The organism is Halobacteriovorax sp. RZ-2 (genome assembly GCF_043196685.1).
Lineage (GTDB): Bacteria > Bdellovibrionota > Bacteriovoracia > Bacteriovoracales > Bacteriovoracaceae > Halobacteriovorax_A.
Window position 1 is genome coordinate 87,001 of record NZ_JBEBMR010000001.1, and the last position, 14,288, is coordinate 101,288.

The 14,288-nt window shown below is 37.6% G+C and carries 17 protein-coding genes; 9 read left to right on the top strand and 8 right to left on the bottom strand.

Features of this window, described 5'->3' with window-relative positions:
• Positions 1-3 precede the first annotated feature (3 nt).
• Positions 4-672 (top strand): alpha/beta hydrolase, encoded by a 669-nt coding sequence (locus ABMA78_RS00330; protein WP_392855902.1) that lies wholly within the window; start codon positions 4-6, stop codon positions 670-672.
• Here the strand turns inward: ABMA78_RS00330 and ABMA78_RS00335 are convergent.
• The gene (locus ABMA78_RS00335; protein ID WP_392855904.1) at positions 658-1,692 is read right to left on the bottom strand and encodes a metal-dependent hydrolase; all 1,035 of its coding nucleotides are present in this window, start codon (positions 1,690-1,692) and stop codon (positions 658-660) included. The two genes, ABMA78_RS00330 and ABMA78_RS00335, sit on opposite strands and share 15 nt — an antisense overlap.
• Before the next feature lie 48 nt (positions 1,693-1,740).
• Between ABMA78_RS00335 and ABMA78_RS00340 the strand changes: the two genes are divergently transcribed.
• From ABMA78_RS00340 to ABMA78_RS00350, 3 genes are all read left to right on the top strand, one after another.
• Positions 1,741-2,478, top strand: a complete 738-nt coding sequence (locus ABMA78_RS00340; RefSeq protein WP_392855906.1) for an NAD-dependent deacylase — start codon at positions 1,741-1,743, stop codon at positions 2,476-2,478.
• Positions 2,479-2,566: 88 nt separating this feature from the next.
• Positions 2,567-2,923, top strand: a complete 357-nt coding sequence (locus ABMA78_RS00345; protein WP_392855909.1) for a hypothetical protein — start codon at positions 2,567-2,569, stop codon at positions 2,921-2,923.
• A gap of 18 nt (positions 2,924-2,941) precedes the next feature.
• Positions 2,942-3,217, top strand: coding sequence for a hypothetical protein (locus ABMA78_RS00350; RefSeq protein WP_392855911.1), 276 nt, complete (start codon positions 2,942-2,944; stop codon positions 3,215-3,217).
• Positions 3,218-3,276: 59 nt separating this feature from the next.
• On the opposite strand, the gene ABMA78_RS00355 is transcribed toward ABMA78_RS00350, so the two are convergent.
• From ABMA78_RS00355 to ABMA78_RS00375, 5 genes are read right to left on the bottom strand one after another with little or no spacing between them, the layout of a single operon-like run.
• Positions 3,277-4,548 (bottom strand): acetyl-CoA C-acetyltransferase, encoded by a 1,272-nt coding sequence (locus ABMA78_RS00355; protein ID WP_392855912.1) that lies wholly within the window; start codon positions 4,546-4,548, stop codon positions 3,277-3,279.
• Between the two features lie 27 nt (positions 4,549-4,575).
• Complete coding sequence (locus ABMA78_RS00360) at positions 4,576-5,934, bottom strand: hypothetical protein (RefSeq protein WP_392855914.1); 1,359 nt, start codon at positions 5,932-5,934, stop codon at positions 4,576-4,578.
• On the bottom strand, positions 5,934-6,758 hold the full coding sequence (locus ABMA78_RS00365) for a hypothetical protein (protein WP_392855917.1): 825 nt from the start codon (positions 6,756-6,758) through the stop codon (positions 5,934-5,936). The genes ABMA78_RS00360 and ABMA78_RS00365 overlap by 1 nt, the downstream gene beginning before the upstream one ends.
• The gene (locus tag ABMA78_RS00370) at positions 6,751-7,488 is read right to left on the bottom strand and encodes an ABC transporter ATP-binding protein (protein ID WP_392855919.1); all 738 of its coding nucleotides are present in this window, start codon (positions 7,486-7,488) and stop codon (positions 6,751-6,753) included. The genes ABMA78_RS00365 and ABMA78_RS00370 overlap by 8 nt, the downstream gene beginning before the upstream one ends.
• Before the next feature lie 10 nt (positions 7,489-7,498).
• A complete protein-coding gene (locus tag ABMA78_RS00375) occupies positions 7,499-7,909 on the bottom strand; it encodes an acyl-CoA thioesterase (protein ID WP_392855921.1) in 411 nt (136 codons plus the stop codon).
• A gap of 70 nt (positions 7,910-7,979) precedes the next feature.
• Here ABMA78_RS00375 and ABMA78_RS00380 point away from each other — a divergent pair, with 70 nt between their 5' ends.
• The 5 genes from ABMA78_RS00380 to ABMA78_RS00400 all read left to right on the top strand — a co-directional run bounded on the left by ABMA78_RS00380 (position 7,980) and on the right by ABMA78_RS00400 (position 12,610).
• Positions 7,980-8,735, top strand: coding sequence for a MotA/TolQ/ExbB proton channel family protein (locus ABMA78_RS00380; RefSeq protein WP_392855923.1), 756 nt, complete (start codon positions 7,980-7,982; stop codon positions 8,733-8,735).
• Positions 8,736-8,746: 11 nt separating this feature from the next.
• Positions 8,747-9,595 (top strand): VWA domain-containing protein, encoded by an 849-nt coding sequence (locus ABMA78_RS00385; RefSeq protein ID WP_392855926.1) that lies wholly within the window; start codon positions 8,747-8,749, stop codon positions 9,593-9,595.
• A 127-nt stretch (positions 9,596-9,722) separates the two neighbouring features.
• Entirely contained in the window at positions 9,723-10,940 is a 1,218-nt protein-coding gene (locus tag ABMA78_RS00390) for a transglycosylase SLT domain-containing protein (RefSeq protein ID WP_392855927.1), read from the top strand.
• Complete coding sequence (locus ABMA78_RS00395; RefSeq protein ID WP_392855929.1) at positions 10,915-11,682, top strand: PilZ domain-containing protein; 768 nt, start codon at positions 10,915-10,917, stop codon at positions 11,680-11,682. The genes ABMA78_RS00390 and ABMA78_RS00395 overlap by 26 nt, the downstream gene beginning before the upstream one ends.
• Before the next feature lie 145 nt (positions 11,683-11,827).
• Positions 11,828-12,610, top strand: coding sequence for an endonuclease I family protein (locus tag ABMA78_RS00400; RefSeq protein ID WP_392855931.1), 783 nt, complete (start codon positions 11,828-11,830; stop codon positions 12,608-12,610).
• On the opposite strand, the gene ABMA78_RS00405 is transcribed toward ABMA78_RS00400, so the two are convergent.
• Together ABMA78_RS00405 and ABMA78_RS00410 are read right to left on the bottom strand one after the other, a co-directional pair.
• Positions 12,611-13,438 carry a DsbA family protein gene (locus ABMA78_RS00405; protein WP_392855932.1) on the bottom strand — a complete coding sequence of 276 codons (828 nt, stop codon included), beginning with the start codon at positions 13,436-13,438 and terminating at the stop codon, positions 12,611-12,613.
• Positions 13,439-13,597: 159 nt separating this feature from the next.
• Complete coding sequence (locus ABMA78_RS00410) at positions 13,598-14,287, bottom strand: response regulator transcription factor (RefSeq protein ID WP_392855934.1); 690 nt, start codon at positions 14,285-14,287, stop codon at positions 13,598-13,600.
• Position 14,288 lies beyond the last annotated feature (1 nt).

Genomic DNA, 14,288 nt, shown 5'->3' on the forward strand with positions numbered 1-14,288 from the left:
CATATGGAAAATAATACTAGTCGCACAATTGTTGGTACAAATCTCCCAATTGATTACTTTGAAATGGGTAACGCTAAAGCACAGAAGACACTTTTAGTCCTCCATGGCTTTGCTCAAAATAACGAACAAATCAAAGAAAATATCGTTGATAAATTATCACCACAAATTGGCGAAAGCTTTCGTATACTCATCCCAAATGGTGTCTTTCCAATTCCTAAGATTAGGCCAAATCAAATTACCTATCGCTATAGCTGGTACTTCTATGATCACACAAGACAGAAGTATTATATCGATATGAGTACACCGATTGAGGCCCTCGGAAATTTATTAAGAGAAAGAAATATTGAGTTTAAAGATGTCACTATCGTTGGTTATTCTCAAGGAGGCTATCTTGCACCAATTATGGCAAGCTACCTTCCAGGGATCCGTGCCTCTATTGCCATAAATGCAAATACGAGAGTCGATAAGCTTGGCGAGAACTTAAACTTTAAGCACCTTTCAATTCATAACGAAGGTGATCCTGTTGTCGAATTTGAAAATTCTCACAATAGCTTTTTAGAGCTAAAAAAGAAAATAGCTGATGCTCGATACGAAAGCTTTGAGATTAATTCTCATGAAATTACACCAGAGAATTTAAGGGCCTTAGAATCTTACCTACTAGAAATCAAATAAGAGCTTTAAAAATTCTTTACGTGAATTGATGTCCACAGCACGGGAAGTATTAAAGGTTACGTGCCCTTCACCTTTGTGAAATTCAATATCCCACATAGACTCTGACGAGTAAGGAAGAATACTATAGCGAGAGTCCACAATTGTATTGCCTTCTCCCCAATGAAGATAGCCACTTGTGAAACTTCTAAATCTCTCATAGTCATAAGGGAACTTATCTGATTTATAATGTTTTAAAAGATTCTTAATTTCTTTTTCTTTAACAATGGATGCACTCTCACTTTTTGGATAGAGTTTAATCTTACCAAAAGGAATACTTTTAACGGCATAGAATTTTGCCTGATCTTGATCGACAACAATTCCACGCCAGACCACATTATTAAAGATCGTAGGCTTGATCATCTTTCTTTGGGTCTGCTCATTAATAAGCCCCTTTGTTGTTAGAAAGTTTGTCACGCGCTCTCTTTGATAAAAGCCAAGAGACATGAAAGCAATAACATAGATGATGGCCGCAGTATTAAATTTTAAATTCTTCGTAAGTAGACAAATAAGAACAAGAATAACAAGTGGAATTGTACAAAGAGGATCAATAACGGCAACAGTATTTAGAGCAACCCTATTAGAAGAAAGGGGCCAAAAAAGTTGTGTTCCATAATTTGTAAATGAATCCAATAGGCCATGGGTGGCATAGGCACAAAATGTATAAAGATAACTTCTTTTAACAGGAACCCTAAATAGTTTAAGAAATAAACTAACAATCAAGGCACCTATGGGAATAAAAAAGAGTGAATGAGTAAAGTGTCTGTGAAATTGAACGTGAAATAGTGGATCAGTTGATGAGCGAATGAGAATATCGAGGTCCGCGGCCATTCCCGCAAGGGCACCCCAAAGAGCTATCGCCTTTAAACTAGGCGCTTCTTTAGCTTCTTTTGGTTCTTCCTTCTTTCTTTGTATCTTTGACTTAACCTTGGTCGCTCCTAGAGCTGCCATTGATCCAAGTACGGCCTGCGATAATGGGTCCACTAAAATCCTCACTTTATGTATTCACCTAGAGTATGTTACCATAATTCCATGAAGTTTTTAAAAGACCAAGCACTCCTTGCAGGCATAAAAAACATTTGTATACTAACTGGTGCCGGCATCTCTAAAGAGTCGGGATTAAAGACTTTTCGTGACCAAAATGGGCTTTGGGAAAATCACGATATTTACGAAGTGGCCTCTCCCTTGGCCTTCAACAATAACCCCAATTTAGTCCACGAATTCTATAATCAAAGAAGACGACAGCTACAATCAGGTGAAGTTCACCCTAATGATGCACACCAGGCCTTGGCCGATCTAGAAAAGTCAGGTAAATTTAAGACAACTATTATCACTCAAAATGTTGATAACCTCCATGAGAGGTCTGGTTCAAAAAATATCTTCCACATGCATGGCCAGCTTTTAAAAGTTCGTTGTAAGAAAACGAAGAAAATCTATGAATGGAAAGATGACCTTACAGTTGAAGATCGCTGCCAGTGTTGTCATACGAAGGGCAATCTAAGGCCACATATCGTGTGGTTTGGCGAAGTTCCACTCTATCTCGACGAAATTCAAGAGGCCCTCTTAAAATGTGATCTCTTTATTTCAATTGGAACTTCTGGGCTTGTCTACCCTGCGGCCAACTTTGTGGCGATTGCTAAGAGCGCCGGTGCTCACTGTCTAGAGATCAATCCGCACCCGACAAATAACGCTGAACTTTTCGATGAAACCATTGCAGAGGTAGCAACGCAAGGCGTACGCCACTTTGTGGAATCCATGCTTCAAATCTAGCGTGCAGAAATTACATATTTCATAAAATCACTTTAATTTTCGTATCCCCTTGGCTATAAGTGGGCACTCAATGCTATTGGAGAGATATATGAAATCAGTGATTTTAACACTAGCGATGCTTTTTGCAGTTACATCTAACGCACAAGCTTCAAGTAATATTAGAGAAATTTGTGAAAACGCTTACTATGCCACTGGCTATACTAAGCTTCATCAATATAATCTCATCGTCAACTGGGCCCGTATTTCGGATCATGCCCTAGTTGATCTTGAGAATATTATCTACTCGGACTATTTCAAGGTTCTATCTGAAAAAGATCTGGGAAATAACAAGTCAAAATATACTTTAAAAGAAAATGGAAAACTGAATTCATATCAATATGAAGCGGCCCTTAGTGAACTTGCGAAGATCACAGGAAATAACGCTTCATGTGTTTATGATCTTTAATCGTTAGAGGGAAAAAATATGAAAAAATTATTACTAGCTGCTACTCTTTTTATTTCTGTAAACGCAAGCGCAAACCAAATCAAAATTTGTGCAATGGAAGCTCAAGAAACTTGTAAAGAGTTAACAAACAAAGAAGATTTCTACACATGTTTCAATTCAGTACGTGACTATTGTATTGATAGCTACATGTACCAATCAGGTAACAAGTCGATGCCATGGTGTTTTGATGAGTGTGCTCTTGTTCAAGACGAAGCTCAAAGAAACCTTTGCTACGAAACTTGTACTGAAAAATAATTCAAACAAATAAGTACAAATAAAGAAGGCACCCATTGGGTGCCTTTTTTAATTCATTTTTATCTTTCAACGATAGCAACAACGCCCATCCCACCTGCAGTACAGATAGAGATTAGTCCGCGTCCGCCGCCTTTTTCTTGAAGCATTTTAGCAAGGCCTGCGACTATTCTTGCACCAGTAGCACCAAATGGGTGTCCAAGAGCAAGTGAGCCACCTTTAACATTTAGCTTTGAGCGATCAATTGATCCAAGCGCACCGTCTAGCCCGAGCTTAGTTTTACAGAATTCCTCATCTTCCCAAGCTTTAAGAGTACAAAGAACTTGAGCAGCAAAAGCTTCGTGAATTTCGTAGAAATCAAAGTCTTGAAGAGTTAGACCTGCACGCTTAAGAAGCTTTGGTACAGCATAAACAGGTGCCATTAAAAGCCCTTCTTCCTCGATAAAATCAACTGCTGCCGACTGGCAAGTTGTGAAGTATGCTGAAACTTCTAAGTTATGTTCTTTTGCATATTCTTCTGAGCATAGAAAAACACAAGAAGCACCATCTGTAAGAGGTGTTGAGTTAGCAGCTGTTAAAGTAGCTTTATCTGATTTTTCAAAAGCTGTTCTAAGAGATCCCATCTTTTCAACAGTTGTGTTAGCTCTTAGAATTCCATCACGCTCAAGGCCTTTAAATGGCACAACAAGGTCACTATAGAAACCTTCGTTATATGCACGCTCAGCATTTTGATGAGACTCCCACGCTAGTTGGTCTTGATCCTGACGAGCAATATTCCAACGTTGGGCCATAAGCTCACAACTTTGTCCCATAGAAAGACCTGTACGAGGCTCCTTAACCGCAGGGAAAGATGGTTTTAGATCGGCCGGGCGAATACTTAGTAATGCCTTTATACGATCACCAGTTGTGCGAGCGTAGTTTGCACGGCTCATGGCATCTGAGAATTTCTTAGAGAATTCAACTGGGATATCACTATTTGTATCAACACCACCAGCGATACCACACTCAATTTGTCCTGTCGCAATTTTCATGGCAATAATATTTGAGGCCTCAAGAGAAAGCCCACAAGCTTTTTGAATATCTGTAGCTGGAGTGTGAAAAGACAGTCCAGATTCAATTGTACACTCACGCGCAAGAGAGAAGTCATAGGCATGCTTACTAACAGCACCAAGAACAACCTCGCCGACTTCTTGTCCCTTAAGATTCATCTTGTCGACTAAACCTTTTAAAGCAGCAGTCATTAGTTCCTTGTTAGAAACACCCTGATATTTTGTACCAGATCTTGCAAATGGAATACGTGATCCCGTGATAATACAAACTTTTCTTTGTTCCATTAGATTTCCTTTTTATTAATTTGCCTTTTAACCTATTAGGCTTTTTAGTTCGAAGATTATTTTACGATAACTACTTAAATGAAAGAACTCTTCTAGCTCTGATAGTATCGTATTTAATTTTAATTTTTCACGTCCCTCAATACACTTGAGTATTTCCACAACATACTTTTCGATAACGATAAAACATATCGCCAATGGTGAGAGATTTGACGTGTACACGTCAGGAAACCCCACGCCATTTAGTGAACCGTGGTGCTGGCGAACGATAACATCAATCCCTGTTGGAATTCCTGATATTTCTTGAAGTAAAGTAGTAGTCATATTGGCGTGTTCTAAAACAAGCTTCCTTTCTGATTCACTTAAGTCCACTTGCTCCATATCGTCGAGAGAGTGAATTTTAAGAAGCTTCTCTTCACGTAAGACAATATCGTGAAAAAAGCAAATATAACAAACCTTATCCATCGTTTGCTTAAGTTGTTCACCTCTTCCCCATCCAAGATTTGGAATAATTTGGTAGAAGAATAAACTCGCTAGATAATTTCTTTTGAATGCGTATGTTGTTTCATTTTCTAAGAGAGAGCGAAGTAGTGTCGAGAGCTTCTTTGAGCTATTTACCGTCTTTGTCATAGCAACAATTGAAGTCTTAGCAAGCTTAACAGTTTGTGGAGTGATTCCTATTTCATTGAGAAGATTTTGAGAGATCTCAAAAGTATCACTACTCACTTCCATCACCTTCTTGTCTTCTTTGAAGGCCTTAACGACCTTAGTTAAAGACTGAGAAAGAATTTGGCCCATAAGCTTTTCGAAGTCTTCTTTTTGGACATAGAAATAAGTTAGGTTATTTTGCTCATAGCGCCTAACAATATCCTTATCAAGAATATCGTTAGCATAGATACGCTTTACAAAATGCTCCTCACCGGACTTAGTCATTTTTATATAAATATCACAACATGGATTTGAAAGCTGATAGAAATTAGTAATTTCAACACTAACAAAGTCGGGCATCTTCAAATGTCTTAATTCTTCATCTGTAATATTTAAGCTCTTGATAAGTTGAAGGCTAATGTCTCTAAGAGAGAATCTTGATGGTAGAGAAGTAAAATTACCATAATCAATCTCCATCTCCCCTAAGATAACAACAGGCTTTTTAATCGTGTGATCGATCATGAAATTAACAAAATTTTGACCACCGGGGATATTCCTCCCCTCACTATCGATATATTTATTTTCGCAAATAATTCCATCGAAGCTTGCTAAATCATCCGCACTCTTTATTAGAGATGAGTTCTCGAGGCATTCAATCTCAAAAGAGTACTCATTTGTTAAGTACTCTCTCACACTAGATTGGATACGCTCATCAGAATGGATAATTAGCAATTTTCTCATTAAAACGATCTTCTCTTAAAGATAGAGTTAAAAATAAATCCCCATATCGCCATAGTTGCCACAAGATGAACAAGGCCAAAGACAAAACTCTTAACGATATCGATATTTAACTCGGCCCCTAAAGATAACATATCCGCAAGACCTGAAATTTCTCCAATTCTTGGCAATAGCCAATAAAAGATAAATCCAAAAATAGAAGAAAGGTTAAGCCCTGATAGTGCAGGATTTCCTGCCTGAATATAAGTGTAGACACCAACCGAGGCGATAACATAGAAACATGTTAAAAGTAGTGTTCCAATCTTATTAAAGAATAAGCTAAAGAAGCAGCTAACAAACATGATAATTAAGATTTGTAAGAAGTGTGGAATAAGTGAAGCGGTCATCTTAATCATTGAAAAGTCCACTCCCTTAGGAACAAGATCATTCGAGATTAAGATAATAATACCGATAATAAGAATGAATACTAAGTAAAGAAAACTTAAAAGTGCCCCACCTAGCATACGATTAATCACGTATGAAGAACGATTGATTGGTAGCGCTAAGATTTGAGAAATAACACCACTCTCTAAATCACTACGAAAGATATTTGCCGAAATCAGGGCCGCAACAAGCTTTGCACTAAGACTGATAATCCATATCACAACCGTCATACTTGCTGTTGCGAGATAAGTACTAAAACCCGACTCTTGGATTTCAATTTGTAGAGTATTACTTAAAACACCACCTAGATACATTACGACAACAGTCATAGCAAATAAGAAGATGACTGATTTATTTCTAACTTCTTTTTCAATTGTATTTTTAATTAGCGTAAAATTAAACATGAGCTTCCTCACTTTCTTCTTTTGTCCCTTTAACTAGAGTATAGAAACGATCCTCTAAAGACATCCCATCACGAACATCATCAATTAGGCCTTGGGCCTGAACTTTACCGTGATTTAAAATAATAACTTTCTTTGCAAACTTCTCCACCTCAGAAAGAATGTGAGAGTTGATTAAGATTGTTTTCCCTTTGCTTGAAAGCTCAAGACAAATATCCTTCACATCTTTAATCCCAATTGGATCAAGACCAGAAAATGGCTCATCTAAAATAATGAGATCTTTGTCTGCGACAATTGCGATACAAAGACCAACTCGTTGCATTTGTCCTTTTGACAGCTCACTAAGTTTCTTCTTACCCAACTCTCCTATTGAAAGCTTACCTAGGGCCTCCTTAATTCTCTCTTTTACTTGAGACTTCTCGACTTGATGAAATTCAGCAAAGAACTTTAGAGTTTCCTCAACAGTAAAGTAATTATAGAAAGTGAATTTTTCAGGTAGGTACACAAGGCGTGATCGTGACATTGGATCATTAGAATCGATATCATAAATCGAGATCTTTCCACTATCAGCACTAATAAGATTTAGCATACACTTTACAAAAGTAGTCTTACCGGCTCCATTTGGCCCTAAAAGAGCAACAACATCACCATGCTCAACAGTCAATGAAAAGTCAGATAATGCCTTTTGGTCTCTATAACTCTTAGAGACATTTTCAACGTTAATTACGCTCATATATAAATCCTTATTTATCGAGAATTGTTTTAGAGTTGATACTACGTGGGCGCTTTTGCTCATCAATGGCCACGTAAGTAAAGATTCCATCTGTTACTCTTACACGCTCAGTTTCAAACTTACGAATAACCCAAGCTTCAACCTTGACAGCAAGAGATGTATTTCCTTCTCTTACAGTTGAGCAGTAACAACAGAGAATATCCCCGACCCCAACAGGTTGGATGAATTTCATTGCTTCAATTGCAATTGTTGCCGTACGGCCATTACAGCGTTTTCCAGAATAGATTGCACCGGCGATATCCATTTGCGAAAGAACCCAACCTCCAAAGATATCACCATTGTGATTTGTATCACAAGGCATCGTTAGCGTACGAACACATAGTTCTCCTACTGGTTCATTTTCACTATTTTTTCCCACCATTTATATCCTTTTAAAGTCAGTTATAATAATTATAAAATATACCTATAATTTTAGAGTAAAAGGTCATTCAATGCTAGAAAAGAAAGAATTGCAACTCATTGGACAAGCTGTTGTTGTCAGCAGTGTTATTGTGGCAGTATTAAACGGAGTGTATCTGTCTGGTATTTTCCCACAAGATGGAATGGTTTCAAGATTGCTAATTCTCTTAGGTGGAAATTTCATCAAAGGTGGCTACATTCAGTGGCTAACGTACTTGGCCTTCTTCTGGTCAATCTCCGAAATAAAAGCATTAAAGGCACAAATAAAAGCAGAGAAATCCTACTTTAAGGCCAATCTGCTGCCTACAGATGAAAAACACCTGCTCATGTCTGACGATGTTATTCAGATTGGTCAAAAAGTGAAAGACTTTGAGAAGAAGTATTCAAAGACTCTGCTTACTCAACTCATTAAAAACTCTTGTGCGAAATTTCGTTCAACGAAAAATGTTTCAGAAGTTCTTGAGGTTATTAATATCATCACAGACCTACACAGAGATAACTCAGAAACTGAACAGTCCAATATTCGCTATCTCTTATGGGCCATTCCCTCTCTAGGATTCATTGGTACCGTACTTGGTATTTCAAGCGCCTTAATGCTTGCGAACTCTAAAGACATGCAGCTAATTACATCAACTCTTGGTGTTGCCTTTGATACAACACTTGTTGCACTTATTCTAAGTATCATTCTTATGTGGCTCTTTCACGACCTACAAAAAGCAACAGATCAATTTCATATGAAGACAAAAGAATATGTTATTGAAAACCTTGTTAATAAGATTGAGATGTAGGAAAGCAAAGAATGCGCCAAAGAAAGTCCATAGACGTTTTTAATATTTCATTTCTCGATCTACTTTCAGGAGCACTTGGAGCGGTTATCATCCTCTTTATTGTTGTTCCAAAGAATGAAACTCCAGTTGCTGAAAAGCCAAAAGAAGTTTGTGTTGATAATTCACAGGCCTTGTCTCAATGTGAGAAGCTTGCCCAAGATCAAAAGAAAGTCATCCAGGAGCTTACTGCTCAAATTACTCCACCTAAGGCAAAACCAGAACCAAGGCCTAAGCCAAAACCGACACCTGCTCCTGTTGCCAAGAGTGCTGATGTAGGATTTAACTTTAAAGGCAAACGCGTGGCCTTCCTCATTGATGTCTCGGGCTCAATGGGTACAGATGATCGCATCGGCCAAGTAAAGGCAGGACTTAAGATGCTTATTGCCTCAATGGGTAAGGATTACTATGTCGATATTATCTATTTTCCAGGCAAGAATCGCAGTTCACAATATGCCCTCTGGGGTGTTTTACAAGACCTTAGGGATCTAAAAATAAAAGAAGAAGTCTATGAGTTCTTGGCAAGTTTAAGGCCTTATGGGGCCACACCAACAAGGGCCGCCCTTAAGTATGTCATTGACCAATATCCACAAGTAACTGATATCGTTCTCCTAAGTGATGGCTCCCCGACAAAGTCAGGGCGAACAACTTCACCGGATAATATCGATGATATTGTTAGGGATATCACTGATAAGAATCGCCTTCGAAAAGTACAAATTAATGCCATTGGGGTTGGGGCAAAGAACTTTAGTAAGTCGTCGGATTTATATAAGTTTTTAAAGAATTTAACAGATGCCAATAACGGTTTTTTCTATGGCTTCTAAAGTTGGCGAAATTTACGGATTTTGCTAACTATAGATTTTATAGTGATTTTCACCTAAGCCTCTGATTTTATTAATTTAGTTAACCAGCGACTTCAGCGACTTATCCAAAATTGTCATAATAGTGTCAATGAACATGGCACTTAAACCAACATTTCGTCAGCACATTGTCAGAGTCTTGTTAAGAGCAAGTTTCTCGGCACTCTTTTTTGGAGCGACTCTCCTATTTACCTCATGTGCAGGGCCAATGAACCCATTCGGAAGTGACACTCTTTCAATTATTAATGATGGAGATAGTTTCGAAAATCTTGAGGCCTTTACTAATATCTTAGACAACCATCTAAACTTCGATAATGTTGGAACGAGTACAATAGGTATCGAGTTTTTTCCAAAGAAACAAAATCGTCACACTATTTATGATCTCTATATTAAGATCAATTCAACTCGAGGAAAACTTAATCCTGAAAATATTGTGATCTTTTGGAACGGTAGAAATATCACTTCAAGTTTTAAGAATAATAATAAAGTTATCTATGAAGACGACCAAAATATTATTTACAAGATCAACCGACTAAGTCTACCTGCAAGACTTGAGACTGATATTAAAATTGGCTATCAGTACCGTGGAGAAATTCGTTCACTATATCGTTATGAAGAACCTTCATGTAAACAATTTACAACGGCCAATAATAAAACAACGATTACAACAACTGACCCATTTAATGTTAAGACAAGCTTTATTGATCTTGTAAAAAGAGAAGCTTCTAAAGTACATACTAACCCTTCCATGCTACTAGGTATTATTGCCCAAGAGTCAGGCTTTAATTATCGCTCGGTAAGCTCAGCAAAGGCCATTGGACTGACGCAAGTTACAGATGCAGCAAGCCAGCACGTTATTAAGAAGTACGACACGTGGAAAGTTGACAAAAGAATTGAAAAACTTCCGTATGGACTAGTTAAGTTTATGGTTAGATCTGGAAAGATTAATCAAAATAATGATTGGCGACTTAATCGAAAAAAATCGGTTATCGGTGGACTTGAGTATATTGAATACCTAAAGAAGTATTGGCGTGGCAATATCGACCTTGTTCAAAAATCATATCCAAAAATAAAAAATCTTAAGACTTTTGAAAAGAGCCAACTCTATACCGACTTAATTCTTGCCAGCTACAACTCTGGGCCATTTAGAGTGAAGTCTCAATTAATAAAACTAGAAACAGACTGGCGTAATTCTGATCGCCTTCAAGAAGCAAAGAATTATATTAATCGCGTAAATAGTTACTGTTATCACTTTACACAAAATGACACTCAAGGAGTCATCAATGAAGATCAAGCCATTAATCTTTAATATCTATGCATTTGTGTTTATTGCAATTGCAGTTAGTATTCCAATTCAGGTCATGTTCCTCTATGGTCATGGTGCAACTGATATTGGTGCCATCTGGTCGAAAATGACAGTCTTTAACTTCATGGTTATGGCCTCTTGTTTTCTTAATGCTTACTTTTCTTTTACAGCACAAGATGACATCAAGTGGAGCTTCCCATTATCGATTGGCTTTGTTTGTTTAAATAATTCGATTGTCCTAGTTTATGGAAATGACTTTGAAGCGGCTTCAGTTATTCTATCAACTTTTGCCTATATCCTTATGACTTCATACTTTATTCTGAGTCATGAAACGAATGTTATTAACTCACCTGCAGCTCAGTGGTGGAAAACAGCAATTCGTTACCAAGCACCACTTCCAACAAAAGTGTCATCAACAGATATTCCAATTAACCTTGGTGAAACTTTTGATATCTCAAGAACAGGTGCTTATATTTCATATAATACACCAACACAAAAAGATATCTTCAACTGTGGAGACACTTTTACTTTCAATATCGGAACAGATTTAGAACTAAAGGCCAAGGTCGTTAGAAAATCGAATGCTGTCGGACGCTACCCAGAAGGAATGGGGGTACAATTTGTCGAGCTTGGGGTTGGTGAAAGACTTCAATTAGAGAAGCTTTTAACAAGCCTTAGACAAAGTGTAGATGAAGAAAATATGGATAGTGATAACGATTACGAAGAGTACAATAACGCTGCTTAGTCGTCCCCTAAGTAGCTAAAATAACGAGCTTGATATTTAAATTGGCAGGACCTCACTGAGGTCCTGTTTTTTTTATTGGGACTATATTTCAAGTAAATTCTACAATCTCCTACCATCTGTTCATAAATTACCGTAAAAGCAAAGTATGTTACGTACAACTCTAATAATTTTAGCAACATCACTAACAGTGGCCCAGCCCCTTGACCTCAAGGCACATGGTGACACTAAACCTCAGTTTAACCAAGCAGAATTCAGAAAACGCTTATCTGCCCTGATGAAAAAAGGAAAGCGCACGCTCTACTACAAAGAAGCAAGGCTTTATCTTTTTAATAATATCTACGCTTATAATAAGAGCGGTTCTGAGAATAAGTTTCTAAAAGATCTCTACTGTGGCAATGAGTACGAAACGAATGTTGACATTAACTTAGATCAAGAAAATCTTCCTGATGGAAATATCATTAATACTGAGCATACGTGGCCTAAGTCACGCTTCTTTGAATATGGAGACTCAGTTGAACACGGAAAGAATGAATATGATGATATGGTTGCAGATATGCACCACCTCTTTCCAACGGACTCTTTTGTAAATAGCATGAGGGCCTCATATCACTACGGTGAAGTTGATGAGAATAAACTTCAAGACTGTGGGGAATCAAAATTTGGAAAGAATAAGAAGTATCCAACAATGCCTTTATTTGAGCCACCAAATGAAGTTAAGGGCGATATTGCCCGTGGCCTATTCTACTTTGCTGTCACATATGAGCTACCAATCAATGATCGCGAAGAAGAGTTCCTAAGAGCATGGGATAAGTTAGATCCAGTATCTGAGTTTGAAAAGTTTAGGAATGATGAAGTAGAAAAGTATCAGGGCAACCGTAATCCATTTATCGATTACCCTGAACTTATTAATTTGCTAACGGACCTTTAATTATTTGATCTTTGCCATTTCACTTGCTGGATCCTTAGAGTTTCCATTCAAGCGACGGTCTAAGATCATTTTAAAATGAGAATATGGGTATGCGCCCTTAACTGGAACACCGGCCACGACAAAACCAGGAGTGCCACTAAAGCCCAGTTTATTTGCACTTGCTACGTCCGCAGCAATTTTATTTTCAACACGTTTAGAACTTACAAGTTCTTTAATTTTACCAACATCTAATTTCATCTCTTTAACAAGACTAATGAAATATTTCTCACCATGGCGAACCTTATTTTGATTCTTCAAAATTGTCTCATGGAAATCAAATGCCTTTTGTCCATACTCAATTCGAATGGCCTCATAGTACTTGGCCGCAAGCCTAGCATTAGGGTGAATTGAATCAATAGGAAGGTGACGATAAACAAAAGCTACATCATCTTTATAATCATCAAGGACCTGCTTAACAGTCTCTAGTGCGCGATAACAGAATGGACACTGAAAGTCAGAGTATTCATAAATAATAACCTTTGCGTTTGGATTACCAATAATTAAGTCTTCGCTATGCTTTTCAACTTCAATTGGATTTTTAAAAGCAGCTTCTAAGAATTCTTGCTCTTTCTTATTTCGATCTTCAAGGGCCTTCTCTCTCATTTGAGAGGCCATCTTCTGAAGTGTCTCCATAAATAGCTGTGGGTTCTTTTTCATCACTTCAGTTAAGATTTCAGGATTATCTTCCAATGTTTTTTGAAGATCACTTGCTGATTGCTTTGACTGGCATGATGCTAAGAACAAGGCAACAAAGGCAAAAAGAAGTGGAATGGTTAATCGCTTAGACATAAATGGCCCCTAGTAGTTATTTTTATTAACAAACCTTTCGTAATATTATGGCCAAGCTTTATTCACTCTACGTTAGAGTTATGTCAAATCTTTGAAAAGAATATAAAAAAAGGGCCTTTATAAAGACCCTATTTATCGGTTATTCGACGTTTTTAAATTTTACTGAGCAAATTGCGGGCGGAGTTTGTAACCAATTCCACGAACTGTTTCAATTAAATTTTCATTAAACTTCTGACGTAATTGAAGAACGTGTGTATCGACTGTACGAGTTGATGGATAGCATTCATATCCCCATACCTTATTTAAAATTTCATCACGTGAAAGAGCACGGTTTGGATTTTCAACAAGTAGCTTTAAGAAATCAAACTCCATTTTAGTTAGTTCGACTAAATTTCCGTCCCAAGTTACTTCTCTGGTATCATTATCAATCTTAAGCTTTCCAAGAGTTAGCACACCCTTTGTGTCAATATCCTTGGCCATGGCACCTTGATCACCAATACGAAGCTGAACACGGATACGAGCAAGTAGCTCGCGTGACTCAAAAGGCTTAGTCATATAATCATTCGCACCAGACTCAAGCCCTACGACCTTATCAATAAGGTCAGTCTTGGCCGTTAGAATAATCATTGGCGTGTTATTATTATTTGCACGGATCTCTTTAAGAAAGTCGATCCCTTGCCCATCAGGAAGCATCCAATCTTGGATAATAAGATTAAATCCTTTTAGATCAATTTTTCTTGCCTCTTCAAGAGTCTGTGCCCAAGTTGTATCAAACCCTTCCATTTTAAGAAAATCAAGAATTCCTTTTCCCAGTGAAACATCATCTTCAACTAATAGAATCTTATCCATA

What these genes read in the sequence shown, in the direction of transcription:
- ABMA78_RS00330 (WP_392855902.1), top strand. Translation starts at nt 4, where the DNA reads ATGGAAAATAATACTAGTCGCACAATTGTTGGTACAAATCTCCCAATT.
- ABMA78_RS00340 (WP_392855906.1), top strand. Translation starts at nt 1,741, where the DNA reads ATGAAGTTTTTAAAAGACCAAGCACTCCTTGCAGGCATAAAAAACATT.
- ABMA78_RS00345 (WP_392855909.1), top strand. Translation starts at nt 2,567, where the DNA reads ATGAAATCAGTGATTTTAACACTAGCGATGCTTTTTGCAGTTACATCT.
- ABMA78_RS00350 (WP_392855911.1), top strand. Translation starts at nt 2,942, where the DNA reads ATGAAAAAATTATTACTAGCTGCTACTCTTTTTATTTCTGTAAACGCA.
- ABMA78_RS00355 (WP_392855912.1), bottom strand. Translation starts at nt 4,548, where the DNA reads ATGGAACAAAGAAAAGTTTGTATTATCACGGGATCACGTATTCCATTT.
- ABMA78_RS00360 (WP_392855914.1), bottom strand. Translation starts at nt 5,934, where the DNA reads ATGAGAAAATTGCTAATTATCCATTCTGATGAGCGTATCCAATCTAGT.
- ABMA78_RS00365 (WP_392855917.1), bottom strand. Translation starts at nt 6,758, where the DNA reads ATGTTTAATTTTACGCTAATTAAAAATACAATTGAAAAAGAAGTTAGA.
- ABMA78_RS00370 (WP_392855919.1), bottom strand. Translation starts at nt 7,488, where the DNA reads ATGAGCGTAATTAACGTTGAAAATGTCTCTAAGAGTTATAGAGACCAA.
- ABMA78_RS00375 (WP_392855921.1), bottom strand. Translation starts at nt 7,909, where the DNA reads ATGGTGGGAAAAAATAGTGAAAATGAACCAGTAGGAGAACTATGTGTT.
- ABMA78_RS00380 (WP_392855923.1), top strand. Translation starts at nt 7,980, where the DNA reads ATGCTAGAAAAGAAAGAATTGCAACTCATTGGACAAGCTGTTGTTGTC.
- ABMA78_RS00385 (WP_392855926.1), top strand. Translation starts at nt 8,747, where the DNA reads ATGCGCCAAAGAAAGTCCATAGACGTTTTTAATATTTCATTTCTCGAT.
- ABMA78_RS00390 (WP_392855927.1), top strand. Translation starts at nt 9,723, where the DNA reads ATGAACATGGCACTTAAACCAACATTTCGTCAGCACATTGTCAGAGTC.
- ABMA78_RS00395 (WP_392855929.1), top strand. Translation starts at nt 10,915, where the DNA reads ATGAAGATCAAGCCATTAATCTTTAATATCTATGCATTTGTGTTTATT.
- ABMA78_RS00400 (WP_392855931.1), top strand. Translation starts at nt 11,828, where the DNA reads ATGTTACGTACAACTCTAATAATTTTAGCAACATCACTAACAGTGGCC.
- ABMA78_RS00405 (WP_392855932.1), bottom strand. Translation starts at nt 13,438, where the DNA reads ATGTCTAAGCGATTAACCATTCCACTTCTTTTTGCCTTTGTTGCCTTG.
- ABMA78_RS00410 (WP_392855934.1), bottom strand. Translation starts at nt 14,287, where the DNA reads ATGGATAAGATTCTATTAGTTGAAGATGATGTTTCACTGGGAAAAGGA.